The 26516-nt window shown below is 73.5% G+C and carries 25 protein-coding genes and 1 tRNA gene; 9 read left to right on the top strand and 17 right to left on the bottom strand.

Annotated features, from left to right (window positions below; translation table 11 throughout):
* Nucleotides 1-6: 6 nt before the first annotated feature.
* The 3 genes from ACZ6R9_RS03955 to ACZ6R9_RS03945 form a co-directional block, all read right to left on the bottom strand.
* Complete coding sequence (locus ACZ6R9_RS03955) at nt 7-627, bottom strand: hypothetical protein (protein ID WP_465536375.1); 621 nt, start codon at nt 625-627, stop codon at nt 7-9.
* A 38-nt stretch (nt 628-665) separates the two neighbouring features.
* Nucleotides 666-2177 carry an LCP family protein gene (locus tag ACZ6R9_RS03950; RefSeq protein ID WP_465536373.1) on the bottom strand — a complete coding sequence of 504 codons (1512 nt, stop codon included), beginning with the start codon at nt 2175-2177 and terminating at the stop codon, nt 666-668.
* A gap of 185 nt (nt 2178-2362) precedes the next feature.
* Nucleotides 2363-2590 (bottom strand): hypothetical protein, encoded by a 228-nt coding sequence (locus ACZ6R9_RS03945; RefSeq protein WP_380486241.1) that lies wholly within the window; start codon nt 2588-2590, stop codon nt 2363-2365.
* 173 nt (nt 2591-2763) lie between these two features.
* Between ACZ6R9_RS03945 and ACZ6R9_RS03940 the strand changes: the two genes are divergently transcribed.
* Nucleotides 2764-3945 carry an ROK family transcriptional regulator gene (locus tag ACZ6R9_RS03940; RefSeq protein WP_465536371.1) on the top strand — a complete coding sequence of 394 codons (1182 nt, stop codon included), beginning with the start codon at nt 2764-2766 and terminating at the stop codon, nt 3943-3945.
* 165 nt (nt 3946-4110) lie between these two features.
* Here ACZ6R9_RS03940 and ACZ6R9_RS03935 read toward each other — a convergent pair whose 3' ends face one another.
* From ACZ6R9_RS03935 to ACZ6R9_RS03925, 3 genes are all read right to left on the bottom strand, one after another.
* Nucleotides 4111-5370, bottom strand: coding sequence for an RNA polymerase sigma factor (locus ACZ6R9_RS03935; protein WP_380486245.1), 1260 nt, complete (start codon nt 5368-5370; stop codon nt 4111-4113).
* Nucleotides 5371-5375: 5 nt separating this feature from the next.
* Complete coding sequence (locus ACZ6R9_RS03930) at nt 5376-5738, bottom strand: YciI family protein (RefSeq protein ID WP_380486247.1); 363 nt, start codon at nt 5736-5738, stop codon at nt 5376-5378.
* A 98-nt stretch (nt 5739-5836) separates the two neighbouring features.
* Complete coding sequence (locus tag ACZ6R9_RS03925) at nt 5837-6649, bottom strand: GNAT family N-acetyltransferase (protein ID WP_380486249.1); 813 nt, start codon at nt 6647-6649, stop codon at nt 5837-5839.
* A gap of 94 nt (nt 6650-6743) precedes the next feature.
* On the opposite strand from ACZ6R9_RS03925, the gene ACZ6R9_RS03920 reads away from it, so the two are divergent.
* The 4 genes from ACZ6R9_RS03920 (at nt 6744) to ACZ6R9_RS03905 (ending at nt 8849) form a co-directional block, all read left to right on the top strand.
* A complete protein-coding gene (locus tag ACZ6R9_RS03920) occupies nt 6744-7157 on the top strand; it encodes a MerR family transcriptional regulator (RefSeq protein WP_380486251.1) in 414 nt (137 codons plus the stop codon).
* A gap of 18 nt (nt 7158-7175) precedes the next feature.
* The gene (gene trxA / locus ACZ6R9_RS03915; RefSeq protein WP_380486252.1) at nt 7176-7499 is read left to right on the top strand and encodes a thioredoxin; all 324 of its coding nucleotides are present in this window, start codon (nt 7176-7178) and stop codon (nt 7497-7499) included.
* A 76-nt stretch (nt 7500-7575) separates the two neighbouring features.
* Nucleotides 7576-7998: a MarR family winged helix-turn-helix transcriptional regulator gene (locus ACZ6R9_RS03910; protein WP_380486254.1), complete on the top strand. Its 423-nt coding sequence runs from the start codon at nt 7576-7578 to the stop codon at nt 7996-7998.
* An 80-nt stretch (nt 7999-8078) separates the two neighbouring features.
* Nucleotides 8079-8849 carry a MerR family transcriptional regulator gene (locus ACZ6R9_RS03905; protein WP_380486256.1) on the top strand — a complete coding sequence of 257 codons (771 nt, stop codon included), beginning with the start codon at nt 8079-8081 and terminating at the stop codon, nt 8847-8849.
* A gap of 22 nt (nt 8850-8871) precedes the next feature.
* Here ACZ6R9_RS03905 and ACZ6R9_RS03900 read toward each other — a convergent pair whose 3' ends face one another.
* From ACZ6R9_RS03900 to ACZ6R9_RS03890, 3 genes are all read right to left on the bottom strand, one after another.
* Entirely contained in the window at nt 8872-9888 is a 1017-nt protein-coding gene (locus ACZ6R9_RS03900) for a helix-turn-helix domain-containing protein (RefSeq protein ID WP_380486258.1), read from the bottom strand.
* A gap of 378 nt (nt 9889-10266) precedes the next feature.
* Nucleotides 10267-11757 carry an aminopeptidase P family protein gene (locus tag ACZ6R9_RS03895; RefSeq protein ID WP_465536366.1) on the bottom strand — a complete coding sequence of 497 codons (1491 nt, stop codon included), beginning with the start codon at nt 11755-11757 and terminating at the stop codon, nt 10267-10269.
* 135 nt (nt 11758-11892) lie between these two features.
* Entirely contained in the window at nt 11893-13263 is a 1371-nt protein-coding gene (locus ACZ6R9_RS03890) for a PP2C family protein-serine/threonine phosphatase (RefSeq protein ID WP_380486262.1), read from the bottom strand.
* 353 nt (nt 13264-13616) lie between these two features.
* On the opposite strand from ACZ6R9_RS03890, the gene ACZ6R9_RS03885 reads away from it, so the two are divergent.
* Nucleotides 13617-14273: a bifunctional DNA primase/polymerase gene (locus ACZ6R9_RS03885; protein ID WP_380486264.1), complete on the top strand. Its 657-nt coding sequence runs from the start codon at nt 13617-13619 to the stop codon at nt 14271-14273.
* Between the two features lie 190 nt (nt 14274-14463).
* Here the strand turns inward: ACZ6R9_RS03885 and ACZ6R9_RS03880 are convergent, their stop codons facing one another.
* From ACZ6R9_RS03880 to ACZ6R9_RS03865, 4 genes are all read right to left on the bottom strand, one after another.
* Nucleotides 14464-15441 (bottom strand): DUF5926 family protein, encoded by a 978-nt coding sequence (locus ACZ6R9_RS03880; RefSeq protein WP_465536363.1) that lies wholly within the window; start codon nt 15439-15441, stop codon nt 14464-14466.
* 64 nt (nt 15442-15505) lie between these two features.
* Nucleotides 15506-16033, bottom strand: a complete 528-nt coding sequence (locus ACZ6R9_RS03875; RefSeq protein WP_465536806.1) for an ATP-binding protein — start codon at nt 16031-16033, stop codon at nt 15506-15508.
* Between the two features lie 259 nt (nt 16034-16292).
* Nucleotides 16293-17105, bottom strand: coding sequence for a glycerophosphodiester phosphodiesterase (locus ACZ6R9_RS03870; protein ID WP_380486268.1), 813 nt, complete (start codon nt 17103-17105; stop codon nt 16293-16295).
* An 83-nt stretch (nt 17106-17188) separates the two neighbouring features.
* Nucleotides 17189-18547, bottom strand: a complete 1359-nt coding sequence (locus ACZ6R9_RS03865) for a purine-cytosine permease family protein (RefSeq protein WP_380486270.1) — start codon at nt 18545-18547, stop codon at nt 17189-17191.
* 558 nt (nt 18548-19105) lie between these two features.
* Between ACZ6R9_RS03865 and ACZ6R9_RS03860 the strand changes: the two genes are divergently transcribed.
* Nucleotides 19106-20659, top strand: coding sequence for a S1C family serine protease (locus ACZ6R9_RS03860; RefSeq protein ID WP_465536804.1), 1554 nt, complete (start codon nt 19106-19108; stop codon nt 20657-20659).
* A 61-nt stretch (nt 20660-20720) separates the two neighbouring features.
* Nucleotides 20721-20806: transfer RNA gene (locus ACZ6R9_RS03855), tRNA-Ser, on the top strand.
* A gap of 70 nt (nt 20807-20876) precedes the next feature.
* Here ACZ6R9_RS03855 and ACZ6R9_RS03850 read toward each other — a convergent pair.
* The 3 genes from ACZ6R9_RS03850 to ACZ6R9_RS03840 all read right to left on the bottom strand — a co-directional run bounded on the left by ACZ6R9_RS03850 (nt 20877) and on the right by ACZ6R9_RS03840 (nt 23231).
* Nucleotides 20877-21434, bottom strand: coding sequence for an NUDIX hydrolase (locus ACZ6R9_RS03850; RefSeq protein ID WP_465536360.1), 558 nt, complete (start codon nt 21432-21434; stop codon nt 20877-20879).
* A gap of 4 nt (nt 21435-21438) precedes the next feature.
* A complete protein-coding gene (locus ACZ6R9_RS03845) occupies nt 21439-22926 on the bottom strand; it encodes a hypothetical protein (RefSeq protein ID WP_465536358.1) in 1488 nt (495 codons plus the stop codon).
* 83 nt (nt 22927-23009) lie between these two features.
* Complete coding sequence (locus ACZ6R9_RS03840; protein ID WP_380486278.1) at nt 23010-23231, bottom strand: hypothetical protein; 222 nt, start codon at nt 23229-23231, stop codon at nt 23010-23012.
* Between the two features lie 105 nt (nt 23232-23336).
* Between ACZ6R9_RS03840 and ACZ6R9_RS03835 the strand changes: the two genes are divergently transcribed.
* Entirely contained in the window at nt 23337-24701 is a 1365-nt protein-coding gene (locus tag ACZ6R9_RS03835; RefSeq protein WP_465536355.1) for an FAD-binding oxidoreductase, read from the top strand.
* A gap of 638 nt (nt 24702-25339) precedes the next feature.
* On the opposite strand, the gene ACZ6R9_RS03830 is transcribed toward ACZ6R9_RS03835, so the two are convergent.
* The gene (locus tag ACZ6R9_RS03830; protein ID WP_380486282.1) at nt 25340-26308 is read right to left on the bottom strand and encodes an EamA family transporter; all 969 of its coding nucleotides are present in this window, start codon (nt 26306-26308) and stop codon (nt 25340-25342) included.
* Between the last annotated feature and the right edge of the window lie 208 nt (nt 26309-26516).

Raw genomic sequence — 26516 nt, 5'->3', positions numbered from 1 at the left:
CGGTCTTCAGCCGTCCGGCGGCTGTGGGCCGGTGGTGTCCGGGGCGGTCAGCAGGAAGGGGATCAGTCCGCGGTGCAGCAGGGCGGTGCGCCAGGCGGTGCGGGCGGCGGACAGGTCCTGGGTGTGCTGCGGCTGCGCGTGGGGCGCGGCGCGCTGGCGGGAGGCGCTGAGCAGCAGGCCGAGCAGGCCGATCACGGCGCTGGCGACGGCGGCGGCGACGGTGGACCAGGCGGCGGTGCGCAGCGTGTCGGCGAGCGCGGCGTGCGGGCGGGACAGGCCGATGACGGCGCCGAGCAGGAAGAACACGGCGGCGGCGCTGCCGGTGACGATCGGCACCACCAGGGCGAGCGCGCCGAACCAGCCGGACAGCCGTTCGCCGGGTTCGGCGGCGGGGCCGGGTTCGGTGGGCGCGGTGTCGCGGAGCCGGCGGTACGTCAGGTACTCGGGTTCGGCGGCGGCCAGGATCTCCGTGGTGCGCTGCCGGGCCAGGGTGCGCAGCCGGGCGGCCCGTGGCGGGTCGGCGGCGAGTGCGGCGCGCACCGCGGGGTCGGCGAGTGCCCGGCCGAGGGCGTATTCGAAGTCGGCGCGGTCCTGCTGGGTGGGGCCGTGGCCGGTGAGCGGGTTCATCGCTGCTGTCCCCCGTGGTGGTCGAGTGCCGGTCAGCCTTAGGTGAGGTCGGAGCAGGTGTCGTCGTCGGCGGAGCGCGCCTGGCTGACGCTGGTGGGGAGCGGGCCGGTGGGAAGCGGCGGCGGGGCGGCGGTGGTGCCGTTGCCGGCCGCGTAGTCGGCGCCGAGGGTGAGGGAGATGCCGGCGTGGCTGCCGGCCTGCAGGGTGGCGCCGGGGAACAGCGCGGCGACCTTCTCGGCCTTGGCCTGCTCGCCGGGCCCGTACTCGACCAGGGTGGTGGCGTGGGTGTGGGAGGCGGCGTTGGCCCGGTCGGTGACGGTGAAGCCGGAGGCCTCCAGCGTCGCGGCCGCCTTGCCGGCCAGCCCGGCGGTCTCGGTGCCGTTGTGGACGGCGACCTTGATTCCGGTGCCGTCGACCTTGGCCGGTGCGGTGCTTTGGCCGGGCGCGGCGGTGGGGCTGTCGGCGGGTGCGGGGCCGGCCGAGGCGTCCTGGCCGTCCAGGGTGCGGTCGGCCTTGAGCGCGGCCCACAGCTGGTCGGCGTCGGGGTGCACCAGGGCGACCCGTTCGCCCTGGTAGCGCCACGGCACGGTGAGGAATTTGATGTCGTGCAGGTCGATGTCCTTGAGGGACATGGCGAAGTCGACGAGTTTCTGTGCCGAGCCGAGGCTCTCGTCCACGGTGAGCGACTTGGTGACGGCGTCGGCCAGTGGCAGCAGCGTGACGGGGTTCATGCCCTGCGACTTGACCTGCTTGATCAGTGAGGAGAGGAAGGCCTGTTGGCGTTTGGTGCGTCCGATGTCGGAGCCGTCGCCGAGGCCGTGCCGGATCCGGACGTAGTCGAGGGCGGCCTGGCCGGAGATCTTTTGGTGGCCCTGTTCGAAGAGCAGCTTGCCGCGGTGTCCGAGGTTCGGGTTGAGGTCGCCCTCGTACACCGGCTTGGGCAGGCAGACGTCGACGCCGCCGACGGCGGAGGTCATGTCGGCGAAGCCCTGGAAGTTGATCACCATGGTGTGGTCGATGCGCAGGCCGGTGAGCTTCTCCACGGTGTTCTGGGTGCAGGCGGGGTTGCCCTGTTCGGTGTTGCCGACCGAGAAGGCGCTGTTGAACATGGCGCCGGCCTGCGGCTTGGTCCAGTTCTTGTTGGGCAGCAGGCAGGGCGGGATGGCGACCAGCGAGTCGCGCGGGATGGAGACGCCGACGGCGTGTTTGTGGTCGGCGTAGACGTGCAGCAGGATCGCGGTGTCCGAGCGGGCGCCGCCGTCGTCGCCGCCACCGAGGTCCCGGTTGCTGCCGGAGCGTGAGTCGGAGCCGATCAGCAGCAGGTTGACCGGGACGCGGCCCTGGGCGTCGGCGCTGGCGGCGTCCGGGCGGTCCTTGCTGATGCCGTCGCTGCCGAAGGTGCTCAGGTTGCCGTTGAGCCGGTAGTAGACCAGGCCGCCCGCGGTGACGGCGAGCGCGGCGATGCCGGCGGTGGTCCACAGGGCGATCCGGCGGACCTTGCGGCCGCGGCCGGATCCGGTCTTCGGGCCCCCCGCCCTGCGTGCAGACATGACGCACCCTTCCCCGTCGTGGCCGGTGGAGCGCCGGCCCGAACTTCTACAGAGCTGTAGAGGTTCAGCGAAGCATACAAATTCGGTCCGGTGAAGTCACACCCGTCCCGCTGTGCGCTCCGGCGGGGGAAAGTGCGATCCCCCGGCGGCCGGTGGCCGTCGGGGGATCAGCGGGCGGGGGAGGGTCAGTGTGTGCGCAGCAGGGCGAGGTGGACGACGGTGACCCGGGCAAGGTCCAGGGCGGCGCCGCGGCGGTGGCGGCGGGCCTCGGCGGACTCGGCGCGTTCGATGGCGGTGCGGCGGGCGTCGTCCTCGGCGGGGGCGTCCACGATGAACAGGTGGCTGCCGGAGCGCACTTCGTTGGCGTGCGGGATCTCGACGCGCCAGCGGTGACGGTTGTGAGTGGCGTCCATCGGCCTTCCTCTCCCGGCGGGACCTCCGTGCCGGTACCTGAGGAGGCTTTCTCGGGCGGCAGGGGTTCTTAGACCATAGGTATAGGCCAATTCCTCCGTCAAGAGGACAAGTTGTCCATCAGATAATCCGTTCAACGGTGTATATCCGGTCGCTGTCCGCTACCGTTCCGGGCATGACCGCCCCCGCCCACCCGGCACCCTCGGCCCGCCGCCTGCGCACCCGGGCCACCCTGCTCGCCGTCCTCGGCGAACACGGCACGCTCAGCCGCGCCGAAATCAGCCGGCTCACCGGGCTCTCCCGCTCCGCCGTCAGCAGCGCCGTCACCGACCTGATCGACGAAGGACTCGCCGGCGAAACCGCCGCCACCACCCCCGCCGGACGCGGCCGCCGCGCCGCCGCCGTCACCCTGCGCCGCGCCCACGCCCTCGTCCTCGCCCTCGACTTCGGGCACACCCACGTCACCGCCGCCGTCGCCGACACCACCGGTACCGTCCTCGGCGAGGCCACCGCCCAGCTCGACGTCGACAACCACCCCCACGAGGTCCTGGACGCCGCCCGCACCCTCGCCGACCGGGCACTCGCCGCCGCCGGTCACCCCCTGGACGCGATCACCGCCGTCGCCGCCGGCATCCCCGGCGCCCTCGACACCCGCACCAACGTGGTCCGCGCCCCCTCCACTCTCTCCCAGTGGATCGGCATGGACCCCGCCGCCGAACTCGGTCGGCTCTTCGGCCTCCCCGTCACCGTCGGCAACGACGCCGAGATGGGCGCCCGCGGCGAACGCGCCCACAGCGGCGGACACGCCGTCAACGACCTGATCTACGTCAAGGCCTCCACCGGCATCGGCGCCGGACTGCTGCTCGACGGCCGCATCTACCGCGGCGCCAGCGGCATCTCCGGCGAGATCGGGCACATCCAGCTCCCCGACACCGGCACCTGGTGCCGCTGCGGCAACCGCGGCTGCCTGGAGTCCGTCGCCTCCGTCGTCGAGGTCCGCCGCCGCCTGGCCCACGTCCTCGCCCCCGGCGCCCGTCCCGGCGAGAGCGTCGAACTGCCGCCGCTCGGCGAGCTCACCGACACCCCCGCCGCCGCCCGCGTCCTCGGCGAGGCCGGCCGCACCATCGGACGCGTCCTCGCCGACCTGGTCAACTGCCTCAACCCCGCCGCCATCGTGATCGGCGGCGAACTCGGCCTGGCCGGACAGCCGTTGATCAACGGCGTGCGCGAATCCGTGGACCGCTACGCCCAGCCCGCCGTCGCCGAGGCCGTCGAAATCCGCGCCAGCCGGCTCGGCCTGCGCTCCGAGCTGTACGGAGCGATCGACGCCGCGGTGGCCACCGCCGTCGGAGCCTAGGGTCTGTCCGGCCGACCGATCTTGCCGGGCGCGCGCCGCCGGATCATCCCGGCTGGAAGCACCGGCAAACCATCCAAGTACACCCAGTACGAGGACGGTTCGCCGGCACTCCCAGCCGGGCGCCCGACAACGCACGCTGATCCGACAAGATCGACCGGACAGACCCTAGGGCCGGACGCCCTGGAACAACGATCGCGCCCGCTCCGCCAGGAAGCGCCGCTCCGGCAAGCTCGGCGCCAGTGCGGACGCCCGGCGGAACACCTCCGCCGCCAAGTCCGCCTCGCCGGTGCGGGCCAGCAGCTCGGCCCGGACCGCCAGGAAGCGGTGGTGCCGGCCGAGCACCGGCTCCAGCACGTTCAGTTCCTTCAGCGCGAGCTCCGCGCCGTGCACCTCCGCCAGCGCCACCAGCCGGCCCAGCTCCGGCATCGGACCGGGCGCCACCCGCACCAGCAGGTCGTACAGGGCCAGGATCTGCGGCCAGTCGGTGGCCGCCACGTCCGGTGCCTCGTCGTGCAGCGCCGCGATCGCCGCCTGCAGCTGGTACGGGCCCACCCGGCCGTGCGGCAGCGCCCGCTCCACCAGCGCCACGCCCTCGGCGATCGCCGCCCCGTCCCAGCGGGTCCGGTCCTGTTCGGCCAGCGGCACCAGCTCCCCGCCCGGACCCGTCCGCGACGGCCGCCGGGCATCGGTGAGCAGCATCAGCGCCAGCAGGCCCATCACCTCCGCGTCGGCGGGCAGCGACCGGTGCAGCAGCCTGGTCAGCCGGATCGCCTCGTCGGACAGCCGAGGGGTGGTCAGGTCCTCGCCGGAGGTGGCGGTGTAGCCCTCGTTGAACACCAGGTACAGCACCTGCAGCACCTCGCGCAGCCGCTCCACCGCCTCGCCCGGCTCCGGCAGCACGAACCGCAGGCCGGAGGCCCGGATGGTCTGCTTCGCCCGGCTGATCCGCTGCGCCATCGTCGCCTCCGGCACCAGGAACGCCGCCGCGATCTGCGCGGTGCTCAGACCACCGACGGCGCGCAGGGTCAGCGCGATCCGGCTCGGCGCGGTCAGCGCGGGGTGACAGCACAGGAACAGCAGCGCCAAGGAGTCGTCCCGGTCGGCGGCGGGGTCGGCGTCCGCCGCCCGGCCGAGCAGTTCCGACTGCGGCGTGGCCAGGAACAGCCGCTCCTCGCGCTCGCGCCGGGCCCGGTCCGCGCGCACCAGGTCCACCAGCCGACGGGTGGCCACCGTCACCAGCCAGCCGCGCGGGTTCGCCGGCCGGCCCTGCTGCGGCCACTGCGTCGCGGCCGCCAGCAGTGCCTCCTGCACCGCGTCCTCGCAGCTGTCGAAGGCGCCGGGGTGGCGGTGCAGCAGCACCCCCAGGACCTGCGGCGCGAGGTCGCGCAGCAGGTCCTGGTCGGCGGGTGCCCGGTCGGCCGGCACGCGGGTCAGTCCGCCATCGGCGTCTCGTGCAGGATCGGCCACAGCTCCACCGGTTCCTGGTCCGCCCACGGCATGTCGGCGGCGATCTCCAGCGCCCGCTGCTCGCTCTCGCAGTCCAGCAGGTAGAAGCTCGCCATGTACTCCTTGGTCTCCAGGTACGGCCCGTCGCTCACGGCGGGCAGCCCGTCCTGGCGGCGCACCAGCCGGCTGGCGGCCGCGTCGCCCAGGCCGTACGCGCCGATCAGCTCGCCGCTCTCGCGGTAGCGCTGGTTGAACGCGTCCTGCTGGGCGATCGCCGCCGTCCACTCCTCGGCCGAGATGGACGCCCACTTCTCCTGGTTGCCGTAGGTCATCAGCAGATACTTCACGGGGACCACGTCCTTCGTGCTCGGTGGGTGCTTGCGTCCACTGGTCGGAGCAGGGCCGGCGTCTCTCTACACGCGGGGCTGCCCTGTCGGGGGCCGCCCTACTGCGGGGCGGAGGCCGGCGGGGTCCAGACGTACGGCGTGGTGGTGGTGACGGCGTGCATGCCGAGGCGGCGCAGGATCGGGGTGCTGTCGGGGGAGGCGTCGACCTGGAGGTAGCGAATGCCGTGGTCGAGGGCCCAGCGGGCACGGTGGGCGACCAGCGAGCGGTAGATGCCGCGGCCGCGCCAGGCGGCCAGCGTGGAACCGCCCCACAGCCCGCCGAACTCGCTGCCGGGGGTGCGGGTCAGCCAGGCGGCGGAGACCACCTCGGGGGTGGGGGTGTCGGTCTCGGCGACCACCACCAGGAAGCCCTCGGGGTCGGCGGCGGCGTTCTCGGTCAGGTCGCCGACCAGCCAGCTCCAGTCCTGGCCCCAGACCTCGCTCTGCAGCGCGGCGATCCGCCGCATGTCGGTGCGGGCGGTGACCCGGCGCAGCGTGATGCCCTCGGGGGCGGGGGTGGGGGTGGCGAGTTCGGCGGCCAGGCCGATCAGGACGGTCTCCGGCTCCTCGGCGACGAAGCCGGCCGCGGTCAGCCGCTCCGGCAGGTCGGCGGGCAGGTCGTGGCCGCGGGTCTTCCACTCGACGCTCTCGCCGCGGGCGGCGAAGAAGTCCCGCTGGCGGGCGATCAGCGCGTCGAGCTCGGCGCCGCGCAGGCCGAGGTCGGCGGCGGGCGAGGTGAGGAAGCCGCGGAAGCCGCCGCACTTGCGCAGCAGCGGCCCGTCGGCGTCCCGGATCTCGCCGTCGCGGGCGGGGCCGAGGCCGCGCATGTGCTCGTCGTAGGCCGCGAGCAGGGCCGTGGTCAGGTCGGTCACCAGGCGAGGGTAAACGATCTTGGCGGGCGCTTTCCGGCAATTCACGTGAACACCACTGGCGTTGACGCCGGGGTGAAGGTCTAGCGTCGGGGCCATGCGGATCGGCGAGCTGGCACAGCGGGCGGGGACCACCACCAGGACGCTGCGGTACTACGAGTCGCGGGGGCTGCTGCCCGCGCGGCGCGGGGGGAACGGGTACCGGGCGTACGACGAGGAGGACCTGCGGCTGCTGCGGCAGATCCGGGTGCTGCAGGACTTCGGGTTCGAGCTGGAGGAGACCCGGCCGTTCGTGGAGTGCCTGCGGGCCGGGCATCCGGCCGGCGACTCCTGCCCGGCCTCGCTGGAGGTCTACCGGGCGAAGCTGGCCGAACTGGACGCCATGGTGGCCCGGTTGAGCGAGGTCCGGGAGCAGGTGGCGACCCAGTTGGCCCAGGCCGAGGCGGCGCGCGACGCGCTGGCCGCAGTGGACCGGGAGCCGCGCTGCGAGCTGGTCCGCGACCACGACTGAACGACGAGAGGGGATCCGATGAGTGGCGTGCAGGTGGTGACCGACCAGGACTTCGCGAGCGAGGTGCTGGCGGCGAAGGGCACCGTACTGGTGAAGTTCACCGCCGACTGGTGCCCGCCGTGCCGGCAGCTGGCGCCGGTCCTGGCAGAGGTCGCCGAGGAGCAGGCGGACAAGCTGAAGATCGTCCAGTTGGACGTGGACCGCAACCCCGAGACCCAGGCCGCGTACGGCGTCCTGTCGATGCCGACGCTGATGGTCTTCCGGGGCGGTGAGCCGATCCGTTCCCTGGTCGGCGCCCGGGCCAAGGCCCGGCTGCTGCGGGAGCTGGACGATCTGCTGTAGGCCCCGGCCGGTCGGCGCGGGCGGGCGGGTGCCCCTACGGTGGGTCGCAACACCGCACGACGAAGGAGCCACCGCCATGCCCGACCGCGACGCCGCGCTGGAGACCATTCAGCGCGAGCTCACCGCGTTCGCCCGCCGGGCCCGCCACAAGGCAGCCCAGCTGCACCCCGAGCTCTCGCTGGTCACGTACAGCATGCTCGACCTGGTCAAGGAACGCGGCTCCTGCCGGGCGGCGGACCTGGCGGCGCACTTCATGCTCGACAAGTCCACCGTGAGCCGCCAGGTCGGCGCGCTGGAGCGGCTCGGGCTGCTGGGCCGCCAGGCCGACCCGGACGACCAGCGCGGGCAGCTGCTGCACCTGACCGACGCCGGCGAGCAGCTGCTGGCGGAGGCGCACGAGCAGCGGCGGCGGGCCTTCACCGACCGTTTCACCTCCTGGGACGACGAGGACCTGGACCGGTTCGCCGGCTACCTGGTCCGCTACAGCGCGTCCGAATGACCGCCCGGCCGGGCCGACTTGACCCTCACGCGACGTGAGGCCGGAGGCTGGTTCGCAGCGGGAAGGGAGGAGACGGCGCGATGAGCGGATACACGGTGGGAAAGCTCGCCCACCTCGCCGGAGTGACCGTGCGCACCCTGCACCACTACGACGAGATCGGGCTGCTGTCGCCCAGCGGCCGCACCCCGGCCGGCTACCGGCGGTACAACGACGCCGAGCTGGACCGGCTGCAGCAGATCCTGTTCTATCGCGAACTCGGCTTCCCGCTGGAGGAGATCGCGGCGATCCTGGACGACCGCTCGGTCAGCCCGACCGAGCACCTGCGCCGGCAGCGCGAGCTGATCGGCGACCGGATCAGGAAGTTGGAGGACCTCGCCGCGGCGGTCGAACGAGCGATGGAGGCAAGGACGTTGGGCATTCAGCTGACCCCGGAGGAGAAGTTCGAGGTGTTCGGCAAGGACTACCAGGAGAGCTGGGAGGACGAGGCCGAGCAGCGCTGGGGCGACACCGACGCCTGGAAGCAGTCCCAGCAGAGGACCTCGAAGTACACCAAGGCGGACTGGGAGCGGATCAAGGAGGAGACCGACGCCATCAACGACGCCCTGGTGGCGGCGTTCACGGCCGGCGCGGCCCCCGACAGCCCGGAGGCGATGGACGCCGCCGAACGGCACCGCGAGCACATCGGCCTGAACTTCTACGAGTGCGCCCCGCAGATGCACCGCTGCCTCGGCGACATGTACGTCGCCGACCCGCGGTTCACCGCCACCTACGAGCAGCTCGCCCCGGGCCTCGCCGGGTGGCTGCGGGACGCGATCCACGCCAACGCCGACCGGCGCGAGCAGCAGTCCTGACGCGCGGTCGGAGGGCGGGCCGTCAGGCGGCCCGGCCGAAGGTGCGCCGGTAGGCGGTGGGCGAGGTGCGCATGGTGCGGCCGAAGTGGTGGCGGAACGTCGCCGCCGATTCGAAGCCCACCGCCGCGGCGATCTCCTCGACGCTGCCTTCCGGCGACTCCAGCAGCGGCAGGCTGGCCGCGATCCGCTGGATCGCCACCCACCGCATCGGGCTGACCCCGTTGCGGGCGGTGAAGTGCCGCAGGTACGAGCGGTCGGACATGCCGGCCGCCCGGGCCAGCAGCGGTACGGTCAGCGGCCGGGCGAGGTGGTCCAGCGCCCAGCGCATCGACCGGGCCACCCCGTCCTCGGGCTCGTCCACCGGCCGCACCGCGGCTTCGACGTACTGCGCCTGCCCGCCGTCCCGGTGCGGCGGGGCGACGAAGCGGCGGGCGACCGTGTTGGCGACCTTGGCGCCGTGGTCCTGCCGGACCAGGTGCAGGCACAGGTCGATGCCGGCGGCGCTGCCCGCGCTGGTCAGTACCTGGCCGTTGTCCACGTACAGCACGTCCGGGTCGACCCGGACGGCCGGGTGGCGGCGGCGCAGTTCCTCGGCCCACCGCCAGTGCGTGGTGGCGGGCAGGCCGTCGAGCAGACCGGCCGCGGCCAGCGCGAAGGCGCCGGAGCAGATCGACACCACCCGGGCGCCGCGGGCGTGCGCGGTGCGCAGCGCGGCGACCACGGCGGGCGGCACCTGCCCGTACGGGTCGGGCACTCCGACCACCACGGCGGTGTCGGCGGCGGCGAGTTCCTCCAGGCCGTGCCGGGGTGTCAGGGTGAAGCCGCCGACCGCCTCCAGCGGGTGCCCGGGCCGCTCCGCGCACACCCGCACGTCGTACCAGGGGGCGGCCAGCAGTCCGGCGAGTTCGGGGCGGGCGAGGGCGAACACCTCGACCACCACCCCGAGTTCGAACGGGGCCATGCCCGCGAAGGCGTACACCGCGACGGTGTGCACGGGCGCCGGGCGCTTTCCGATGGTGACGGGTACGGGCTCGGCCATGTGGTGCTCCAGGTGCGGCCGGTGGCGGGACGCGGCGAGTGTAGCGGCCCGCGCCGCCGTCGTGCCGCGCGCCGGGCCGGGGCGGACCGGGTGCGTACGGGCGGTGCCGCAAGCTGACCGGACGGGGGCGGAAAACCTTTGGAACTGAGCGGCGACCGCCCGCGAGTATGGGGGTGTCAGCACGCGGGGGCAGCGGCAGCGCCCTTCGCGGACACCACCACACCCCTTTTCCGGAGAGCAGCCATGTTCACGCCCGGTCGTGCCCGTTTCGAGAAGATTGTCGTGATCGCCGCCGCCCGCTCCGGGTGGGGCCGACGGCACTGAGCGCACCGAAGCCCCCGCCGGCAGGCCGGACGGGGGCTTCGGGGCGACGCTGTGTCAGCCGTTCAGCGAGGCCATCCAGGCCTCCACCTCGTCGGCCTGCCGGGGCAGACCGGCCGAGAGGTTCTCGTTGCCGTCGGCGGTGACCAGGATGTCGTCCTCGATCCGGACGCCGATGCCGCGGTACTCCTCGGGGACGGTCAGGTCGTCGGCCTGGAAGTACAGGCCGGGCTCGACGGTCAGCACCACGCCGGGCTCCAGCACCGCGTCCACGTAGCTCTCGCGGCGGGCGTGCGCGCAGTCGTGGACGTCCAGGCCGAGCATGTGGCCGGTGCCGTGCAGGGTCCAGCGGCGCTGCAGGTCGAGCTCCAGCACCTTCTCCACGTCGTACACCGAGGAGTCGATCAGGCCCCACTCCAGCAGGCGCTCGGCGAGCACCCGCTGCGCGGCGTTGTGGAAGTCGCGGAACTTCCCGCCGGGCTTGACCGCGGCGATGCCCGCCTCCTGGGCGTCGTACACCGCGTCGTAGATCTTGCGCTGCAGCGGCGTGAAGGCGCCGTTGATCGGCAGGGTGCGGGTGACGTCGGCGGTGTAGAGGGTGTGGGTCTCCACGCCGGCGTCCAGCAGCAGCAGTTCGCCGGGGCGGACGTCGCCGTCGTTGCGCACCCAGTGCAGGGTGGTGGCGTGCGGGCCGGCGGCGGCGATGGTGCCGTAGCCGACGTCGTTGCCCTCGACCCGGGCGCGGCGCCAGAAGGTGCCCTCGATCCAGCGCTCGGAGGTGGCGACGGCCTGGCCGAGCTCGCGCACCACGTCGACGAAGCCGTTGACGGTGGCGTTGCAGGCGGCGCGCAGCTCGCCGATCTCCCACTCGTCCTTGACCAGGCGCAGCTCGGACAGGAACACCGTCAGCTCGTCGTCCTTCTCGGCGTCGAGCTGCTTGCCGAGGGCGGTCTCCAGGGCGGCGTCGTAGCCGCGCACCAGACGGGTCGGGACGGTGACGGCGGCCAGCTCCTCGGCGGCCTTGCGGACGTCCCGCACGGGCAGGCCGTACAGCTGTTCGGCCTCGGCGTGCGAGTTGCGGCGGCCGACCCACAGCTCGCCCTGGCCGCTGAGCCAGAACTCGCCGTTCTCCCGGTCGGAGCGCGGCAGCAGGTAGAGCACGAAGTCGTGGCCGCCCTCGACGGGCTCGCCGACCAGGATCGCGTCCTCGGTCTGGTTGCCGGTCAGGTGCACGTACTCGCTGGCGGCGCGGAACGCGTACTCGGTGTCGTTGGCGCGGGTGCGCAGGTTGCCCGCGGGGACGATCAGCCGCTCGCCGGGGAAGGCGGCGGACAGCTTGGCGCGGCGCTCGGCCGCGTACGGGGCCTGGGCGACGGGCTGCAGGCCGTGCAGCTCGGTGTCGGCCCAGCCGGAGCGCATGGACGCGGCGAGCTCCTCGGAGATCTCGCCGTGCAGGCCGTTCTTGCGGCTCTTGATCGGCTCCTCCTCCTCGCCGTCGGCGGCCCCTTCGGGGTTCTCGGACTCCGCCGGGCTGCGGTCCTCGGTCACTACGTCGCCTCCTTGCGCGCGTGGTACCGCCCCGCACTCCCCGGGTCGCGGGGCGCGAGGGCGGACGTCGCCCCCATGGTACGTAGGGCCGTTCCAGTGAAGAAAGGCTGTTCGACCTGCGGTTCCTGCCGGGCGTCAGTCGAAGCGGACCGCCAGCAGCACCAGGTCGTCCTCGCCCGGGCTCTCGCCGCCGGCCTCGGCCAGCAGGTGGTCGCAGAGCCGCTCCGGGTCGGTCCGGATGTCGCGCGGGGCGTCCGCGGCGGCCCGGCGCAGCGCGCTCTGCCCGGCGTGCAGGTTGGTCCCGAACCGGCGGGCCAGGCCCTCGGTGTACAGCACCAGGACGTCGCCGCGCTCCGCGGTGAGCTCCACGCCGGGCGCCTCCCAGCAGCTGAGCATGCCCAGCGGCGCGGACAGCGAGGTCTCCACGAAGTTCGCGCCGTACCGGGTGAGCAGCACCGGCGGGCAGTTGGCCGCCCCGGCCAGCGCGATCCGGCGCTCGGCGGGGTCGATGTTGGCGTACACGGCGGTGGCCGAGCGGGTCGGCTCGGTGGTCTTCAGCAGCAGTTCCAGGTCGCCGAGCACCGACACCGGGTCCTCGCCCTCCAGCACCGCGTAGGCGCGCAGCGCGGCCCGCACCCGGCCCATCGCGGCGGCCGCGCCGGCGCCCGCGCCCGGGCCGGCGCCGGGGCCGCCGCCGAGCACGCTGCCGACGGTCAGCGCCAGGGTGTCGTCCGGCAGCGGGACCGCGTCGTACCAGTCGCTGCCCGCGGCGTGCTCCAGCGCGGCGGGCACGCAGCGGGCGGCGATCCGCAGGCCGGGCCTGGCGGGCAGGTGGTCGGGCAGCAGCGAGCGGCGCAGCGTGGCGGTGGCGCGCACCGCCCGGTCGGCCTCCAGCTGGCGGGCCAGCAGCGGGGAGGCGAACTCGCAGTAGCGGCGTGCCAGGTGCTCGCGGTGCTCGTCGGGGCGGCCCGGCTCGTCGTAGAACCAGGCCGCGGCGCCGAGCGCGCCCTCGCGTGCGGTGGCCAGCGGCAGCGCGTAGCAGGCGCCGAGGCCCAGCTGCGCGGCGATCTCGCGGAACCGGGGGCCCACCGACGGGTCGGTGGCCAGGTCGGAGATCAGCAGCCGGCCGGTGGCGCCGGGGAGGCTGAGCAGATCGGCGAACGGGCCGTGCTCGGCCGGGATGGTCTCCAGTGAGCCGAGCGTCGCCGGGTCCAGGCCGAGGCCGACCGGCCGGGCCAGGGTGCGGGCCGGCCCGGGCCGCAGGGTGACCACCAGGCCGCGGCGGGCGCCGAGCAGCGCGGCGCCGGAGTCCAGCAGCGCGTCGAGGGTGCCGGACAGCCCGTCGGCCCGGGCCAGCAGCTCCACGTGCTCCTGGAGGCTGGTGAAATCGGACAGCCATCCGGCCAAACGGTCCTGCAGATCCGCCGAGGGCACCTCGCCGAGTTCCGGCAGCAGCACCGGCTCGGACCTCAGGGCTTCGGCCGCCAGCGGCTGGACGTCGGTCATGTCACAACTCCCCACAATCCGGAACGTGTCACGCAGGAGCCCCGAGACCGACCGAAAACGATGTCTTTACTCACTACTCGGCACGATTCCCCCACTTGTACACAGGCCGATCGGGGCATGTCCAGGAGTGCGGCGGGCCGAATGTGCCAGGGATCGTACGGCGCGGCCCCGCAGGTGCCACCCGGGGCGCCGGGCACTCACTCGTACGGTGGAACCGGTGTCGGCCGACCCGCGTCCATCCGGACGTATGGGGGATTCTCGTTCCAGCGGCGCAGCGCGGGCCCGGCCGAAGCGCACCCGCACCGCCCGCACCCCCGGCCCACGCCGACCCACGCGGAGAGGAACGAGCCGCCATGCGCCGACACCGCCGAGAGCTGCTGACCGAGCGGGTCGGCCAGTGGTGGCCGGGCCGCCGCGGCCGGACGCTGGCGCTGGCCGCCGCGCTGCAGGCCGCCGCCGGCTGCGGCTGGCCGGTGGTGCCGGGCGCGCGGGCGCTGCGCGGCCCGGCCTGCTCGTGCCCGGACCGGCTCTGCCCGACGCCCGGCGCGCATCCGTGCGACCCGCCGCTGGAGGCGGCCACCACCGATCCGCGGATGGTCCGCCACTGGTGGGAGCGGCGCGCGCCCGGCGCGCCGGTGCTGGCGGCCACCGGCCGGTCGCTGTGCGCGGTGAGCCTGCCGCGCGCGGCCGGGCCGTGGCTGCTGCGTCACCTGGACGAGATCGGCGTCCCGTTCGGCCCGGTGCTCGCCACCCCGGGCCGGTTCGTGCTGCTGACCGCGCCCTACACGCTGCCGGAGCTCGGCGGGCTGTTGTCCGAACGGCCTTGGGTGCCGGGCACGTTGCGCTACCACGGGCCGGGCGGCTACCTGGTGCTGCCGCCCTCGCGGACGGGCGCCGGGCCGGTGCACTGGGTACGCCGCCCGGGCTCCGGCCGGCCCTGGCTGCCCGAGGTCGGCACGCTGCTGGGCGGGCTGATCACCGCCAGCGCGGTGGCCCTGCCCTACTGCTGACGTAGCGTCAGCTCCCTTGCGCGGCAGGCCCGGAGACAAAAAAGGCCCGACCGCTGGCGACGGGGGATGCACCAGCGGTCGGACTGTTCAAACAGTAACAAAGATCCGGCTCCGCGCCAATTTGTCCACGCCGAAAGGCCCTTGGGACTTTCGGCCACCTGGCGGAAATGTGACGCCGGACACTGCCCTGTCAGTTGAGGGTGATCTGACGGTTCACCAGGTTGGCGCGGGCGCGGCGCTCCTCGGCGGACAGCGGCGCGGGCGCGGCCAGCGCCTCGGCCAGCTTCGCGGCGAACTCCACGGCCGGCTTCTCCACCTCGGCGGCGGTCATCTCCACCGGCAGGTCCCACACCGGCACGGTCAGGCCGTGCGCCCGGAACGAGCCGACCAGCTTGGTGCCCTCGCCCAGCGAGCTCTCGCCGGACGCCGACAGCCGGGCCAGCGCGTCCAGCAACTGCTCCTCCGGCACCGTCATCACCCAGCGCAGGTGGTTCTTGTCCGGCGTGCCGCACCAGTACGCGGAGTCCACCCCGGCCAGCTTCTCGGTCGGGATCGCCGAGGCGTTCGCCCGCTCCAGCGAGGCCGCGACCTCGCCGGTCGCCGACTCGGCGTCCTCCAGCCAGAATTCGAACCCGGTGTGCACGGCGGGCACGAACTCGGCCGTGACGTCCAGCAGTTCCTGCAGGCGACGGCCGCCCGGGTTGGTCCGGCGGGCCGGCACCGGGGTGCCCGGCTCGGTGGCCAGCGCCAGCTCCAGCGCGTCCGCCAGGTCACGGCTCAGGTCGCCCGAGGACGACTGGGTCTGCAGACCCAGCAGGATCGAGCCGTCGGCGCGGCGCAGCGCCGGCCAGGCCAGCGGCAGCACCGTCGCCAGCGTCACCGACGGGACGGTGCCGACGGCCTCCTCGGCCACCCCGGCGGCCAGCGTCAGCGGCACCGTGGCGGCCGGCACCAGCTCGCGCAGCGCCACCCAGTCCGCCTCACCCGGCAGGCCCTCGAACGGCCGGTGCACCAACTCCTGCACCGCGTGCGCCGCCTGACGGCCGTGGCAGGCCTTGTACCGGCGGCCCGAGCCGCACGGGCACGCCTCGCGCGCTCCGACGACCGGGATCTCGCCCTCGACGACGGTGGACTGGCTGGGCTGCTTCTTCGCGGCCTTCTTTGCCATGGTGCGGCTCTCCCGGGGACGTCGGACTTTGCACCGCGCAGCCTACTTCGCCCGCGGCCCCGGCTCAGGCGCTGCGCCGCTCCCCGCCGCCCACCACCTGCCCGAACGCCGGCAGCTCCGCCCACACCGTCACCTGACCGGGGGCGTGCCGCACCCCCCAGTCCCGTGCCAGCTTGCCGACGATGCTCAGCCCCCGGCCGCCGTGCGCCGACACCGACGGGCTGGCCGGCACCGGCCGGGTGGTCGCCCCGCCGTCCGTGACCTCCAGGGTCAGCAGACCGTCCCCGCGCATCCGCCAACTCACCAGCACCGTACCGATCTCCGCGTCGTCATCGGCGTGCGGACGCCGACCGGACGATCTGTCCGCCGCGTCAGGATCATCGGCCGACAGCGGTCTGGCATGACGACAGGAATTGCTGAGCAGTTCGGAGAGGATCAACACCGCGTCGTCAATCACCGCATCCGGTATCGAACGATCACCGAGATCGTTGCGCAGCCTCCGCCGCGCGGTCGAAACACTGGCCGGACCATGCGGAACGGCCATGGCCGATGAGGTCGACCCGGCCTGAACTGGCACAGCTCGCGCCACCATCAACGCCACCCCCGGACCTCCTTCAGCTTCTGCCGAGGGATGGATGCCCGCCGTTAATGCGTCGGAAACGGGAGTTCGACGATCCGATCGGGGCATTAACGAGATCCGCGCGGCCCGCGGGCAAAAGGTGAGGAGCGTCTCACCTTCAGTCGCGTCGGGGGGCTTGTCCGAATGACCGACAGGAAATACCCCGTTCAGTATTTCTGTCACGCCGATGGGGCGCGCGTGCCCGCCCGCCCCCGCGCCCGCCGCGCCGCGTTCAGCGGCCCAACTGGGCCAGCACGTCGGCCGGGCGGTTGGTGATCAGTGCCTCCACGCCCAGTTCCAGGCAGAGTTCGACGTCCTCGGGGCGGTCCACCGTCCACACGTGCACCCGGTGGCCGGCCCGGCGCAGCGACCGGATCAGGTCCGGGTCGCGGCGCACCAGCGAGATGCCCGGGCCGGCGATCGACGCGCCGCCCGGCAGTGCCCTGGTGCGGCCCAGCAGCGGCACCGGGCGCTCCCACAGGTACACCCGGGGCACCGCCGGGGCGTTCCGGCGCACCCGGTGCAGGGCCAGCTCCGAGAAGCTCATCACCCGCACCGTGGACTCCTCCGGCGCGGCCGGCAGCAGGCCGAACCGGCCCAGCATCCGCAGCAGTTCGGACTCCACCCGGCCCGCGTACCGCACCGGGTGCTTGGTCTCGATGGCCAGCTCCACCCGCCGCCCGGCGTCCGCGACCAGCTCCAGCAGCCGCTCCAGGGTCAGCACCGAGCTGCGCTGCGGCTGCTCCGGGTGCTTCCAGGAGCCGAAGTCCAGCGCGGACAGCTGAGCCAGCGTCATGGTGGACACCACGCCCTGCCCGTCGGAGGTGCGGCGGATGTCGCGGTCGTGCACGCACACCAACTGCCCGTCGGCGGTGACCCGGACGTCGCACTCCAGCCCGTCCGCGCCCTCCTCCAGCGCCCGCCGGTACGCCTCCTCGGTGTGCTCCGGGAGGGCGGCGGAGGACCCCCGGTGGGCGATCACCTTGACCGCCGAGCGGTCGATCGGAGCGGGGAGCGGGGCCGAGGCGCTGTGCTGGGTGTTCACGTCAACCAGCCTACGCGGCACCGGATGGCGGGTCGCTTCCGATCCGGCGACGCCGCGGTGAACAGCTCGCCCTTGACGTGACGTCAGCCCTTGCGCCGCTCCACGGCCGCCACCGCGCCGGTCGCCAGCGCCGCCACCAGGAAGGAGAGCAACGAGGCCGAGCTCCACGCCTGCGGGGTGAAGTGCACCGCCTCCTGCGCCTTCGCCCACAGGTCCGTCCACCAGCCGGCCACCGCCGTCGGCGCCAGGAACTGGTACACCGCGAAGCCCAGCGCCCACGGCGCCAGCATCACCCAGCGCGCCGGGGCGTCCTGGCTCAGGTTCCAGCCGCGCCGGCCCGCGCCCAGGAAGTAGTCCACCGCGAGCACCGCGAACAGCGGCACGAACACCGACCCGATCAGGCCGAGGAACGCGTAGTACGAGTCGGTGAACTCCTTGATCCGCAGCGCCAGCACCGTCACCAGCACGCCGATGCCGCCGGTCAGCACCCGCCGGTCCACCTTCGGCCACAGGTTGTGGATCGACATCGCCGTCGAGTACACGTTCGCGAACGACTGGTCCGACTCGCGCAGCACCAGCACCAGCAGGAACGCCCAGCCCGCCGCCACGCCGGTGAACGAGCCGAGGATCCGGTCCGGGTCGCCGCCGGACTGCAGCAGCGCCACCACGCCCAGCACGTAGCACCACACCTGGGCCACCGTGTAGCCGGAGAACGTCCCCCAGAACGCCTTCGCCGAACTGCGCGCATGCCGGGTGTAGTCGGCGGCCAGCGGGACGAACGAGATCGACACCGCGATCACCGCGTCCGTCGCCGACAGGAAGCCGTCCCAGTTGCCCGCGCCCGGGTCCGGGAAGCCCTGCCGGGCGAACTGCACCGTGAAGTACACCATCGCCACACCGACCGCGACGGCCACGTACTTGCGCAGCACCGCGATCGCGCCCAGCGGCCAGATCGTCAGCACCGTCGTCAGCACGCCCGCCAGCAGCACGAACAGCCAGCGCCAGCCCTCGGTGCCGGCCACCGTCTGGGCGCCCCAGGCGATCACCGTCAGCTCGTACACGCCCCAGCCGACGCACTGCAGGATGTTCAGCACCGTCGGCACGTACGACAGCCGGGTGCCGAACAGGCCGCGCAGCACCGCCATGGCCGGCGCGCCCGTGCGGGCGCCCACCAGCGCCGCCACCGCCAGCATCGCGGTGCCGATCGCGGTACCCGCCACGACCGCCGTCACGGCGGCGGCGAAGCCCAGCTCGTGGCCCTGCTTGCCCAGCACCGTCGCGGCGCTGGTGAACCCGATCAGGCTCACCCCGAGGTTCGCCCACAACGCGAACAGCGCCCGGAAATCCAGCGTGCGCGGCGGCGCCGTGTCGAGGGTCAGCGGGGCCTCGGCCCGCACGGCCGTCTCAAGATCGGAAATTGGGGCAGACGGAACAGCCGTCATGGCCGATACTCCCTACGCCGGCATTACCCGGACAGGTTCCGGCGGTCAGCGCCCCCTCGACCGGGGCGGCGTCACCGCCATGCCCTACGGTCGATCCGGCGCACTCTCAGCCTGGCTGGTCCAAGCTCCCGCGACGTTCTTCGGTTTACAGGAGCGACAGGCTAGCCTCCAGGTGAGGGAACGCCAAGGCCGGGGGGAACGGCGTCCGCATCGCGGGACCACTGATGTGCATGTCAGCGAGGCCTAAGGCTTCTCATGATTTCTTCAGGGGCCCGCTTACGGTGTCCGAATCCGGCATAGGAAAAACTGTGCCCGAGGCTGTGGCCGCGCCGCCCGCGCGACGGACCACGCCCAAGGTTCTGTCAGCGATGGAGGTCGTCCGTGAGCACCGAGCACGCGAGTGGTACCACCCCGCCGGAGAAGGCCCCCGAGGCCACCGGCACCGAGGCGGCTTCCACTTCCGGGACGCCCGCGCCCGCGCCCGCCTACCTCGACGCCCCGCCGCCGGTGCTGCCGGCGGCCCCGGCCGCGCCCGCCGCGCCGGTGTCCGACGGCACCATGCAGCTCGCGAAGGTCCCCGCCGGGCCGGTGCCCGACCAGACCATGCAGCTCGGGAAGGTCCCCGCCGGGCCGGCGGCCCCGTCCGCCGCCCCCATCCCCGCTCCGGCTCCGGCTCCGGTGGACGCGCCGCCGCCGTTCCAGAACCCGTACGGCAGCGTCAGCGGGCCCAGCCCCTACACGCCGACCGCCGTCGCCCCGGCCGTGCCGCCGCTCGCCCAGGATGTGGCGCCGCTCGCCCAGGACGTGCCGGGCGGGGTCCCGGGCACGCCGGGCGCCCCGGGTGTTCCCGGCGAGGGCCAGCACCCGTTCGGCGCCGGTCACCCGGTGGGCGGCTGGGGGCACCCGTCCGGCGGTGCGGGCGGCTTCGGCGGACCGGGCGAACCGGGTGCGCCGTGGGGCGGCCCGCAGCCCGCTCCGGGCGGCGACTCCGGCAAGCGCAAGCGCGGCAGCCTGGTCGCCCTGGTCGCGGCGGTCGCCCTGGTGGCCGGCCTGGCCGGTGGCGCGATCGGCGCCTCCGTCTCGGGCAAGGACGGCGGCAGCGGCACCAGCCACAACAGCACCACCGTCAGCGTCGGCAACGCCCACCAGACCCTGGACCGGGCCCCCGAGTCCGTCGCCGGGATCGCCGCCAAGGCGCTGCCGTCCACCGTCACCATCAAGGCCTCGAACTCCAGCGAGTCCGGCACCGGCACCGGCTTCGTCTTCGACACCGAGGGCCACATCCTGACCAACAACCACGTGGTCGCGCCCGCCGCCAAGGGCGGCAAGCTCAGCGTCAAGTTCTCCGACGGGTCCTCCTACACCGCGTCCGTGGTCGGCCGCGCCGAGGGCTACGACGTCGCGGTGATCCGCCTCGACAACCCGCCCAAGGACAAGCTCGTCCCGCTGCCGCTCGGCGACTCCGACAAGGTCGCCATCGGTGACGCCACCATCGCCATCGGCGCGCCCTACGGCCTCGAAGGCACCGTCACCACCGGCATCATCTCCGCCAAGGACCGCCCGGTCGCCTCCGGCGACGAGACCGGCGCCAACTCCTCGTACATGAACGCCCTGCAGACCGACGCCTCGATCAACCCCGGCAACTCCGGCGGCCCGCTGCTCGACAGCTCCGGCTCGGTCATCGGCATCAACTCGGCGATCCAGTCCAACACCGGCGGCTCCGGCCGGGCCGGCTCCATCGGCCTCGGCTTCGCCATCCCGATCAACCAGGCCAAGTGGGTCGCCCAGACCCTGATCAAGGACGGCACCCCCGTCTACGCGATCCTCGGCGTCCTGCGCAACGACGACTACCGCGGCGACGGCGCCCAGATCGCCACCGCCCCCGTCCGCGACACCCCCGCCGTCACCCCCGGCGGCCCCGCCGACCAGGCCGGCCTCAAGGCCGGCGACGTCATCACCAAGCTCGGCGGCGTCGCCATCGACAGCGGCCCGACCCTGGTCTCCGAGATCTGGACCCACAAGCCCGGCGAAAAGGTCGAGGTCGAGTACACCCGCGAGGGCAAGGCCGCCAAGACCACCGTCACCCTCGGCGAACGCAAGGGCGACAACTGACCACCCCTCCACAACGGAGTGCACCGAACCCGCTCCGACCCGTTAGGCTGGCCTCCGCCGAGGAGGGTTGCCCGAGCGGCCTAAGGGAACAGTCTTGAAAACTGTCGTGGCCTCGCGCCACCGTGGGTTCAAATCCCACACCCTCCGCGCCTGAGGACGGCCCCCGACCTGCAGTTCCGGTCGGGGGCCATTCGGCGTACCCGGGGCTGAGGGGCCGTCAGGGGAGGCGGCCGTGGGCCTGGGCGAGGGTGAGGGCGGCGAGGGTCATGCCGTCGTCGAGGTGGCCGGTGGTGATCCAGTGGCGGAGGTCGGGGAGGGCGAGCCAGCGGGTTTCGGTGACTTCGTCGGGGAGCAGGGGGGTTCCGGTGGGGGTGCGGACGGTGGCGCGGACGACGGCGACGGTGCTGGCGAGCAGGCCGGAGTCGGGAGTCATGGTGCCGAGGAGCTCGAACTCGGCGTCGGGGACGCCGAGTTCTTCGTGCAGTTCGGCCCGCGCGGTGACCAGCGGGTCGGCGCTCTGCGAGAAGCCGCGGGGCAGGCCCCACTGGAGGCGGCCGAGCGGGTAGCGGTAGGTGCGGACCAGTCCGATCCGGTCGCGGTGGACGGGGATGATCACCACGCCGTGCCCCTCGTCGCGGTGACGGATCCTCAGGTAGTGCCCGGCGGCCCCGCTCGGGAAGGCGACCTCGTCGTCGTAGACGTCGACGAAGCGGTTGCGGTACGCGAGGACCTCCCGGGTGCGGCGGATGGCGTCCGGGTGCTCGGTGTCCGTCATGGCGTCAGCTCCTCACATCGACGACTCGTCCCAGCGCGCAGGCCAGCCGTCTGGTGGAGAGCCGGCGCGCCACGCTGTCCTTGCCCTTGCGGTACAACACGTTGCCGACCGCACCGGCCGCCATCGCGGGGTAGCCGACCAGCCCGGGCAGTTTCCACACCTCGGTGGCCAGTGCGGGGCCGACCGTGCCCGCCGCGGTGAGCACCAGCTCGACCGCCAGCCCGCCGATCGGGGCCAGCCCGGTCCGGTCGCCGAGGACGGCGGCGACCCGGGCCAGGTGGGCGTCCAGCGCCTTGCGCGCGGAGAGCGGGTCCTCGGCCGCCCGCAACCGCTCGACGCCCTGCCAGAACGGCGACTTGGCGGTGCGGCCGCGTTCGGCGCGGGCCCGCAGCAGTGCGGAGATCGCGTCGGCGGCGTCGGTGCGCAGCGCCGCCATCCGGGCCCGCACCCGCTCGTCGGCGAGACCGGCCGCCGCGCCGACCTTCACCTCGAACAGCGGCCCCGAGCCGGTGTCGTCCGGTTCCGGGAGGGCCCGCCCGGCCCGGTAGCGGTACTGGGCGAGGGCGAGTTCCTGGGCGGTGGCGCGGGCGGCGAGCCGGTGGTCGTCGCGGCCCTGGCCGGTGCTGAGGGTGGTGTCGGCGACGCCGATGGAGTCCACCACGATCAGGTTGTAGAGCGTGTCGACGAACTCCACCAGCAGGCCGAGGGTCTCCGGCCCGCCGACGATCTCCTCGGGGGTCCGTCCGGCGGCGTCGCCGGGCCACGGCCGGGGCAGCCGCAGCCGGCTGCGCTGGTGGAACGCGTGCGGACGGTCGGCGCCGAGGCGGCGGATCGCGGTGGCCAGCGTGGCATGCACCTCCCGGTACGGCTCGGGCAGGCCGGCCACCGCCCGGCCCATCGGCGAGGTCTCGTCCACGGCGGCGAGCACCAGCTCGCCGAGGGCGTACAGCCGGGCCGGCGGCCGGGCCGCCACCCGGGGGAGGTGCCGGAACTCGTCGCGGACCACCGACAGCCCGTCGGCCCGTTCCGGGCCGAGCCACTCGGCGTTCAGCAGCCGGTCGAAGTCGGCGGCCTGCTCCCGTACGTCGCCGGGGTCGAGCCCGTACCCGGCAGGGTCGTTGAGCTCGGGCAGCAGGCTGCTCAGGAACGGACTGGCCGGATCGACCGCCTGGGCGAGGATGCCGGCCACCGCCTCCTCGTACGAGCGCACCCCGAACAGGTGGAGCCGGAACGGGTGTTCGCCCGCAGCGCCGCTGTCCCGGGCCCGCAGCACGGTGGCCGCGACCCGCTGGAACCCGAACGAGTCGAACGCGTACGACTGCGGGACGACCACCTCGCGGCCGAGCGCCAGCGTCATCAGCACCTCGGTGAAGATCTGCAGGTGCAGCTCGTCCTGGTACCCCTGCTGAAGCCCGTCCGGCCCGGGCCAGGCCAGCCGGGTCGAGTCGAGCGACTCCAGGTACTGGTACCGCGTGCCGTCGTCGTACGCCATGTCGTGCCCCCCCAGGACGAACCGTCGCACCGGGGACGCTACCTGTGGCGTCCGGTGCTGAACAGCCCCGGGCCGACGGGTCGTCAGAACAGCGTCGGATCCTCGTCCTGGGCGGGCAGGCCGGGCAGCGCGTCCTGCCACAGGGCGGCGTCGCTGAGCGGGAGCTGGCGCATGCTGCCGTCGCACAGCACCAGCGAGCGGCGGTCGCGCTTGTGGTCGTGGATGACGCCGTAGCCGGTGCGGCGGGTGGGCATGAGGGCGACCGGGCGGCCGCAGGCGGGGCACTGGACACGGGGTGCGCGCATGGGTACCAGGGTGCCCGAACCGACCGACAGCCCGACAGGGGCCGGCGACGCTTGCCGGGGGCGGGGCGGGGGAGGAGAGTGCGGGCGGAACGAGTGGAGGTTGTCGTGGGTGAGTTGGTCGAGCGGCTGAGCAAGGGGCTGCCGGACGGCGCCGTCGCGGTGGACCCGGACGTCACGGGCGCGTACGCCCGCGACATGGCGGGCTTCTGCGACGCGGGCGAGCCGGCCGTGCTGGTCTTCCCGGAGACCGTCGAACAGGTGCAGTTCGTGATGCGCACCGCGACCGAACTGCGGGTGCCGGTGGTGCCGCAGGGCGCGCGCACCGGCCTGTCCGGCGGCGCGAACGCCGTTGACGGCTGCATCCTGCTCTCGCTGACCAGGATGAACCGGATCCTGCACCTGGACCCGGTCGACCGGATCGCGATCGTGCAGCCCGGCGTGGTCAACGCCGAACTCTCCCGGGCCGCCGAAGCCCAGCAGCTGGCCTACCCGCCGGACCCGTCGAGCTGGGAGTCCTGCACCATCGGCGGCAACATCGGCACCGGCGCCGGCGGCCTGTGCTGCGTGAAGTACGGCGTGACCAGCGAGTACGTGCTCGGCCTGGACGTGGTGCTGGCCGACGGCCGACTGCTGCGGACCGGCCGGCGCACGGCCAAGGGCGTGGCCGGCTACGACCTGACCCGGCTGCTGGTCGGCTCCGAGGGCACCCTCGGCGTGGTGGTCGAGGCGGTGCTCGCGCTGCGCCCCGCGCCCGGCCCGCAGCTGGTGCTGGCGGCCGAGTTCGACTCGGTGGACGCCGCCGGGCAGGCGGTGTGCGAGGTGATGGCCGCCGGGTTCACGCCCTCGCTGATGGAGCTGATGGACGCCGCCACCGTCCGCGCGGTCAACGAGATGGCGCAGATGGGCCTGCCGGAGTCGACCCGGGCGCTGCTGCTGGTGGCCTTCGACGGCCCGGACCAGCGCGCGTTGCTGGACGCGGTCGGTGCGCTGTGCACGGCCGCCGGGGCCACCGAGGTGGTGCCGGCCGAGGACCGGGCGGAGTCCGAACTGCTGCTCCAGGCCCGCCGGTTGGCGCTGCCCGCGCTGGAGCGGATGGGTACCACGATGATCGACGACGTGGCGGTGCCGCGCAGCGCGCTGGCGGCGATGCTGAACGGCGTCGCGGAGATCGCCGAGCGGCACCGGCTGACCATCGGCGTGGTCTCGCACGCCGGCGACGGCAACACCCACCCGGTGGTGATCTTCGACGCCCGGGATCCGGAGCAGGTGGAGCGGGCCCGGACCTCCTTCGACGAGATCATGGCGCTCGGCCTGGAGCTGGGCGGCACGGTGACGGGCGAGCACGGCATCGGGCTGCTGAAGCGCGAGTGGCTGGCCCGGGAGCTGGGATCGGTCGGGTTGGAGTTGCAGCGGCAGATCAAGGCGGTCTTCGATCCGCTGGGTCTGCTCAATCCAGGAAAGATGATCTGAGAACCGGGAAAGATGATCTGAGAATCGTTCTGAATTCGGATCGGATTTCCCTCGCATCCCTTGGGCGGATGAATATCGACATTTGACGGTCACCGCACCGGAACGGGGCGCGGGCGCACCGTTCGTGCGCCCGCAGGGTGGCGCGACTCGCCGGGAACCGGGGGCCTGACCGGCGCCACCAGCCTCGGCCGGCCCGGGCAGAAGTGCAGCTCAACGGCGTTGCGGCCGACGGCCGGTGGTCCCCGGCGGGCCAATCCGCGGGGCCGGCGTATCACGCGAACGAGGGAAAATGCCCAGCGGCGCTGGTGCTTTGTCGATTTGTTGCGGAATTCTGTTCCCAGGAAGTGCAGGACAGCAATTCACGGTCATCAGCGGTGACCATCGGCAGTGGACAGGCAGTGGACAGGCAGCGGACATCGGCAGCACGGAGGAAATCCATGGCGCGCTACTGACCTCCCGGCGGGAGGTGCGGACGGATCGGCGGGGGCGCCGAGCCGGCCCGAGCACCGACCGCCGGAGTACCCGGGAGTGGAAAGGGTCACCCGCCTCGGGGCGTACGAGGAGCAGAAACCCCTCGGTGGCGCGGCAGCCGCGAACGGCACCGCGCCCCCGAGGGGTGTCGGGCGAAAACCGGAGGACTACCGTCGAGCGGTGAGGGTGGCCCCGACGCTGGCCGCGACCACGCAGCAGATGCCGACCAGCTGCGGCAGGCCCAGTACCTGGCCGAGCACCAGCAGCCCGACCAGCGCACTGACCGCCGGGTCCAGGCTGACGATCACGCTGAACACCCGCTGCGACATCCGGCGCAGCGCGACCATCTCCAGCGCGTACGGCAGCACCGGGAAGAGCAGGGCGACACCGGCGATCGCGAGCAGCAGCAGGGCGGGGGAGTCGGAGCCGGACAGTCCGTGCATCGCCTCGGCGGCGCCGAACGGGGCGAGCACCACCATGCCGACGGTGAAGGAGACCGCCAGGCCCTCGAAGCCCTTGAACGCCGCGCCGACCTTGTCGGTGAACAGGATGTAGCCGGAGTAGCAGGCGGCCGCCCCGAAGGCGCAGGCCAGGCCGACCGGGTCCAGGCTGGAGCCGGACTCGCCGTGGCCGAACAGGGTGAGCAGCACCACGCCGGCGGCGGCGAGCATCGCCCACAGCACGTGTCCGGCGCGCCGGGCGAAGACCAGGGCGACGGCGAGCGGGCCGAGGAACTCGATGGTGGCGGCGGTGCCCATCGGCAGCCGGTCGACGGCCGCGGCGAACAGCAGGGTCATGCCGGCGGATGCCACGCCGAGCAGTCCGGCCATCGCCAGGTCGCGCGGGCTGCGGCCGCGCAGCCGGGGGCGGGTGAAGGCGAGCAGCACGACGGCGGCGAAGGAGATCCGCAGGAAGGTCGCGCCGGCCACTCCCAGCACCCCGAACAGCGGCTTGGAGGCCGCCACGCCGAGCTGCACCGCCAGCATCGAGACCATGCACAGCACCGGTGCCGGGATACCGCCCAGCCGTCGTCGCATTCCGCTCGCCCGAGCCCGGCCGGAGCTGGTGACCTTGGAAACGGAGGCGATGGTGGGGAGTTTGGTGGTGCTTTCGACGGTGAGGGAGGTGCCTGGCATGAGATCGAGTGTCTCGTAAGGAGTGCTTTTGGTCAAAGACAGTTACCGCCGGATGGTGCGGGGGCCCACCCGGGAGTGCTTCGGCGCCCACAGTGGTGGCCGGCGGGCACCGGCGACGCGTCCCGCCGCGCGAACCGACGACCGGGCGGCCACCTTGCCGCGCGACCATGAAAAGGCGGTGCCCCCCGCATTCCGAACACGCCACGGA

The sequence above is a fragment of the Kitasatospora sp. NPDC048662 genome (assembly GCF_055587065.1).
The sequence above is the reverse complement of the archived record's forward strand: the minus strand, read 5'-3'. Positions and strand labels throughout refer to the sequence as shown.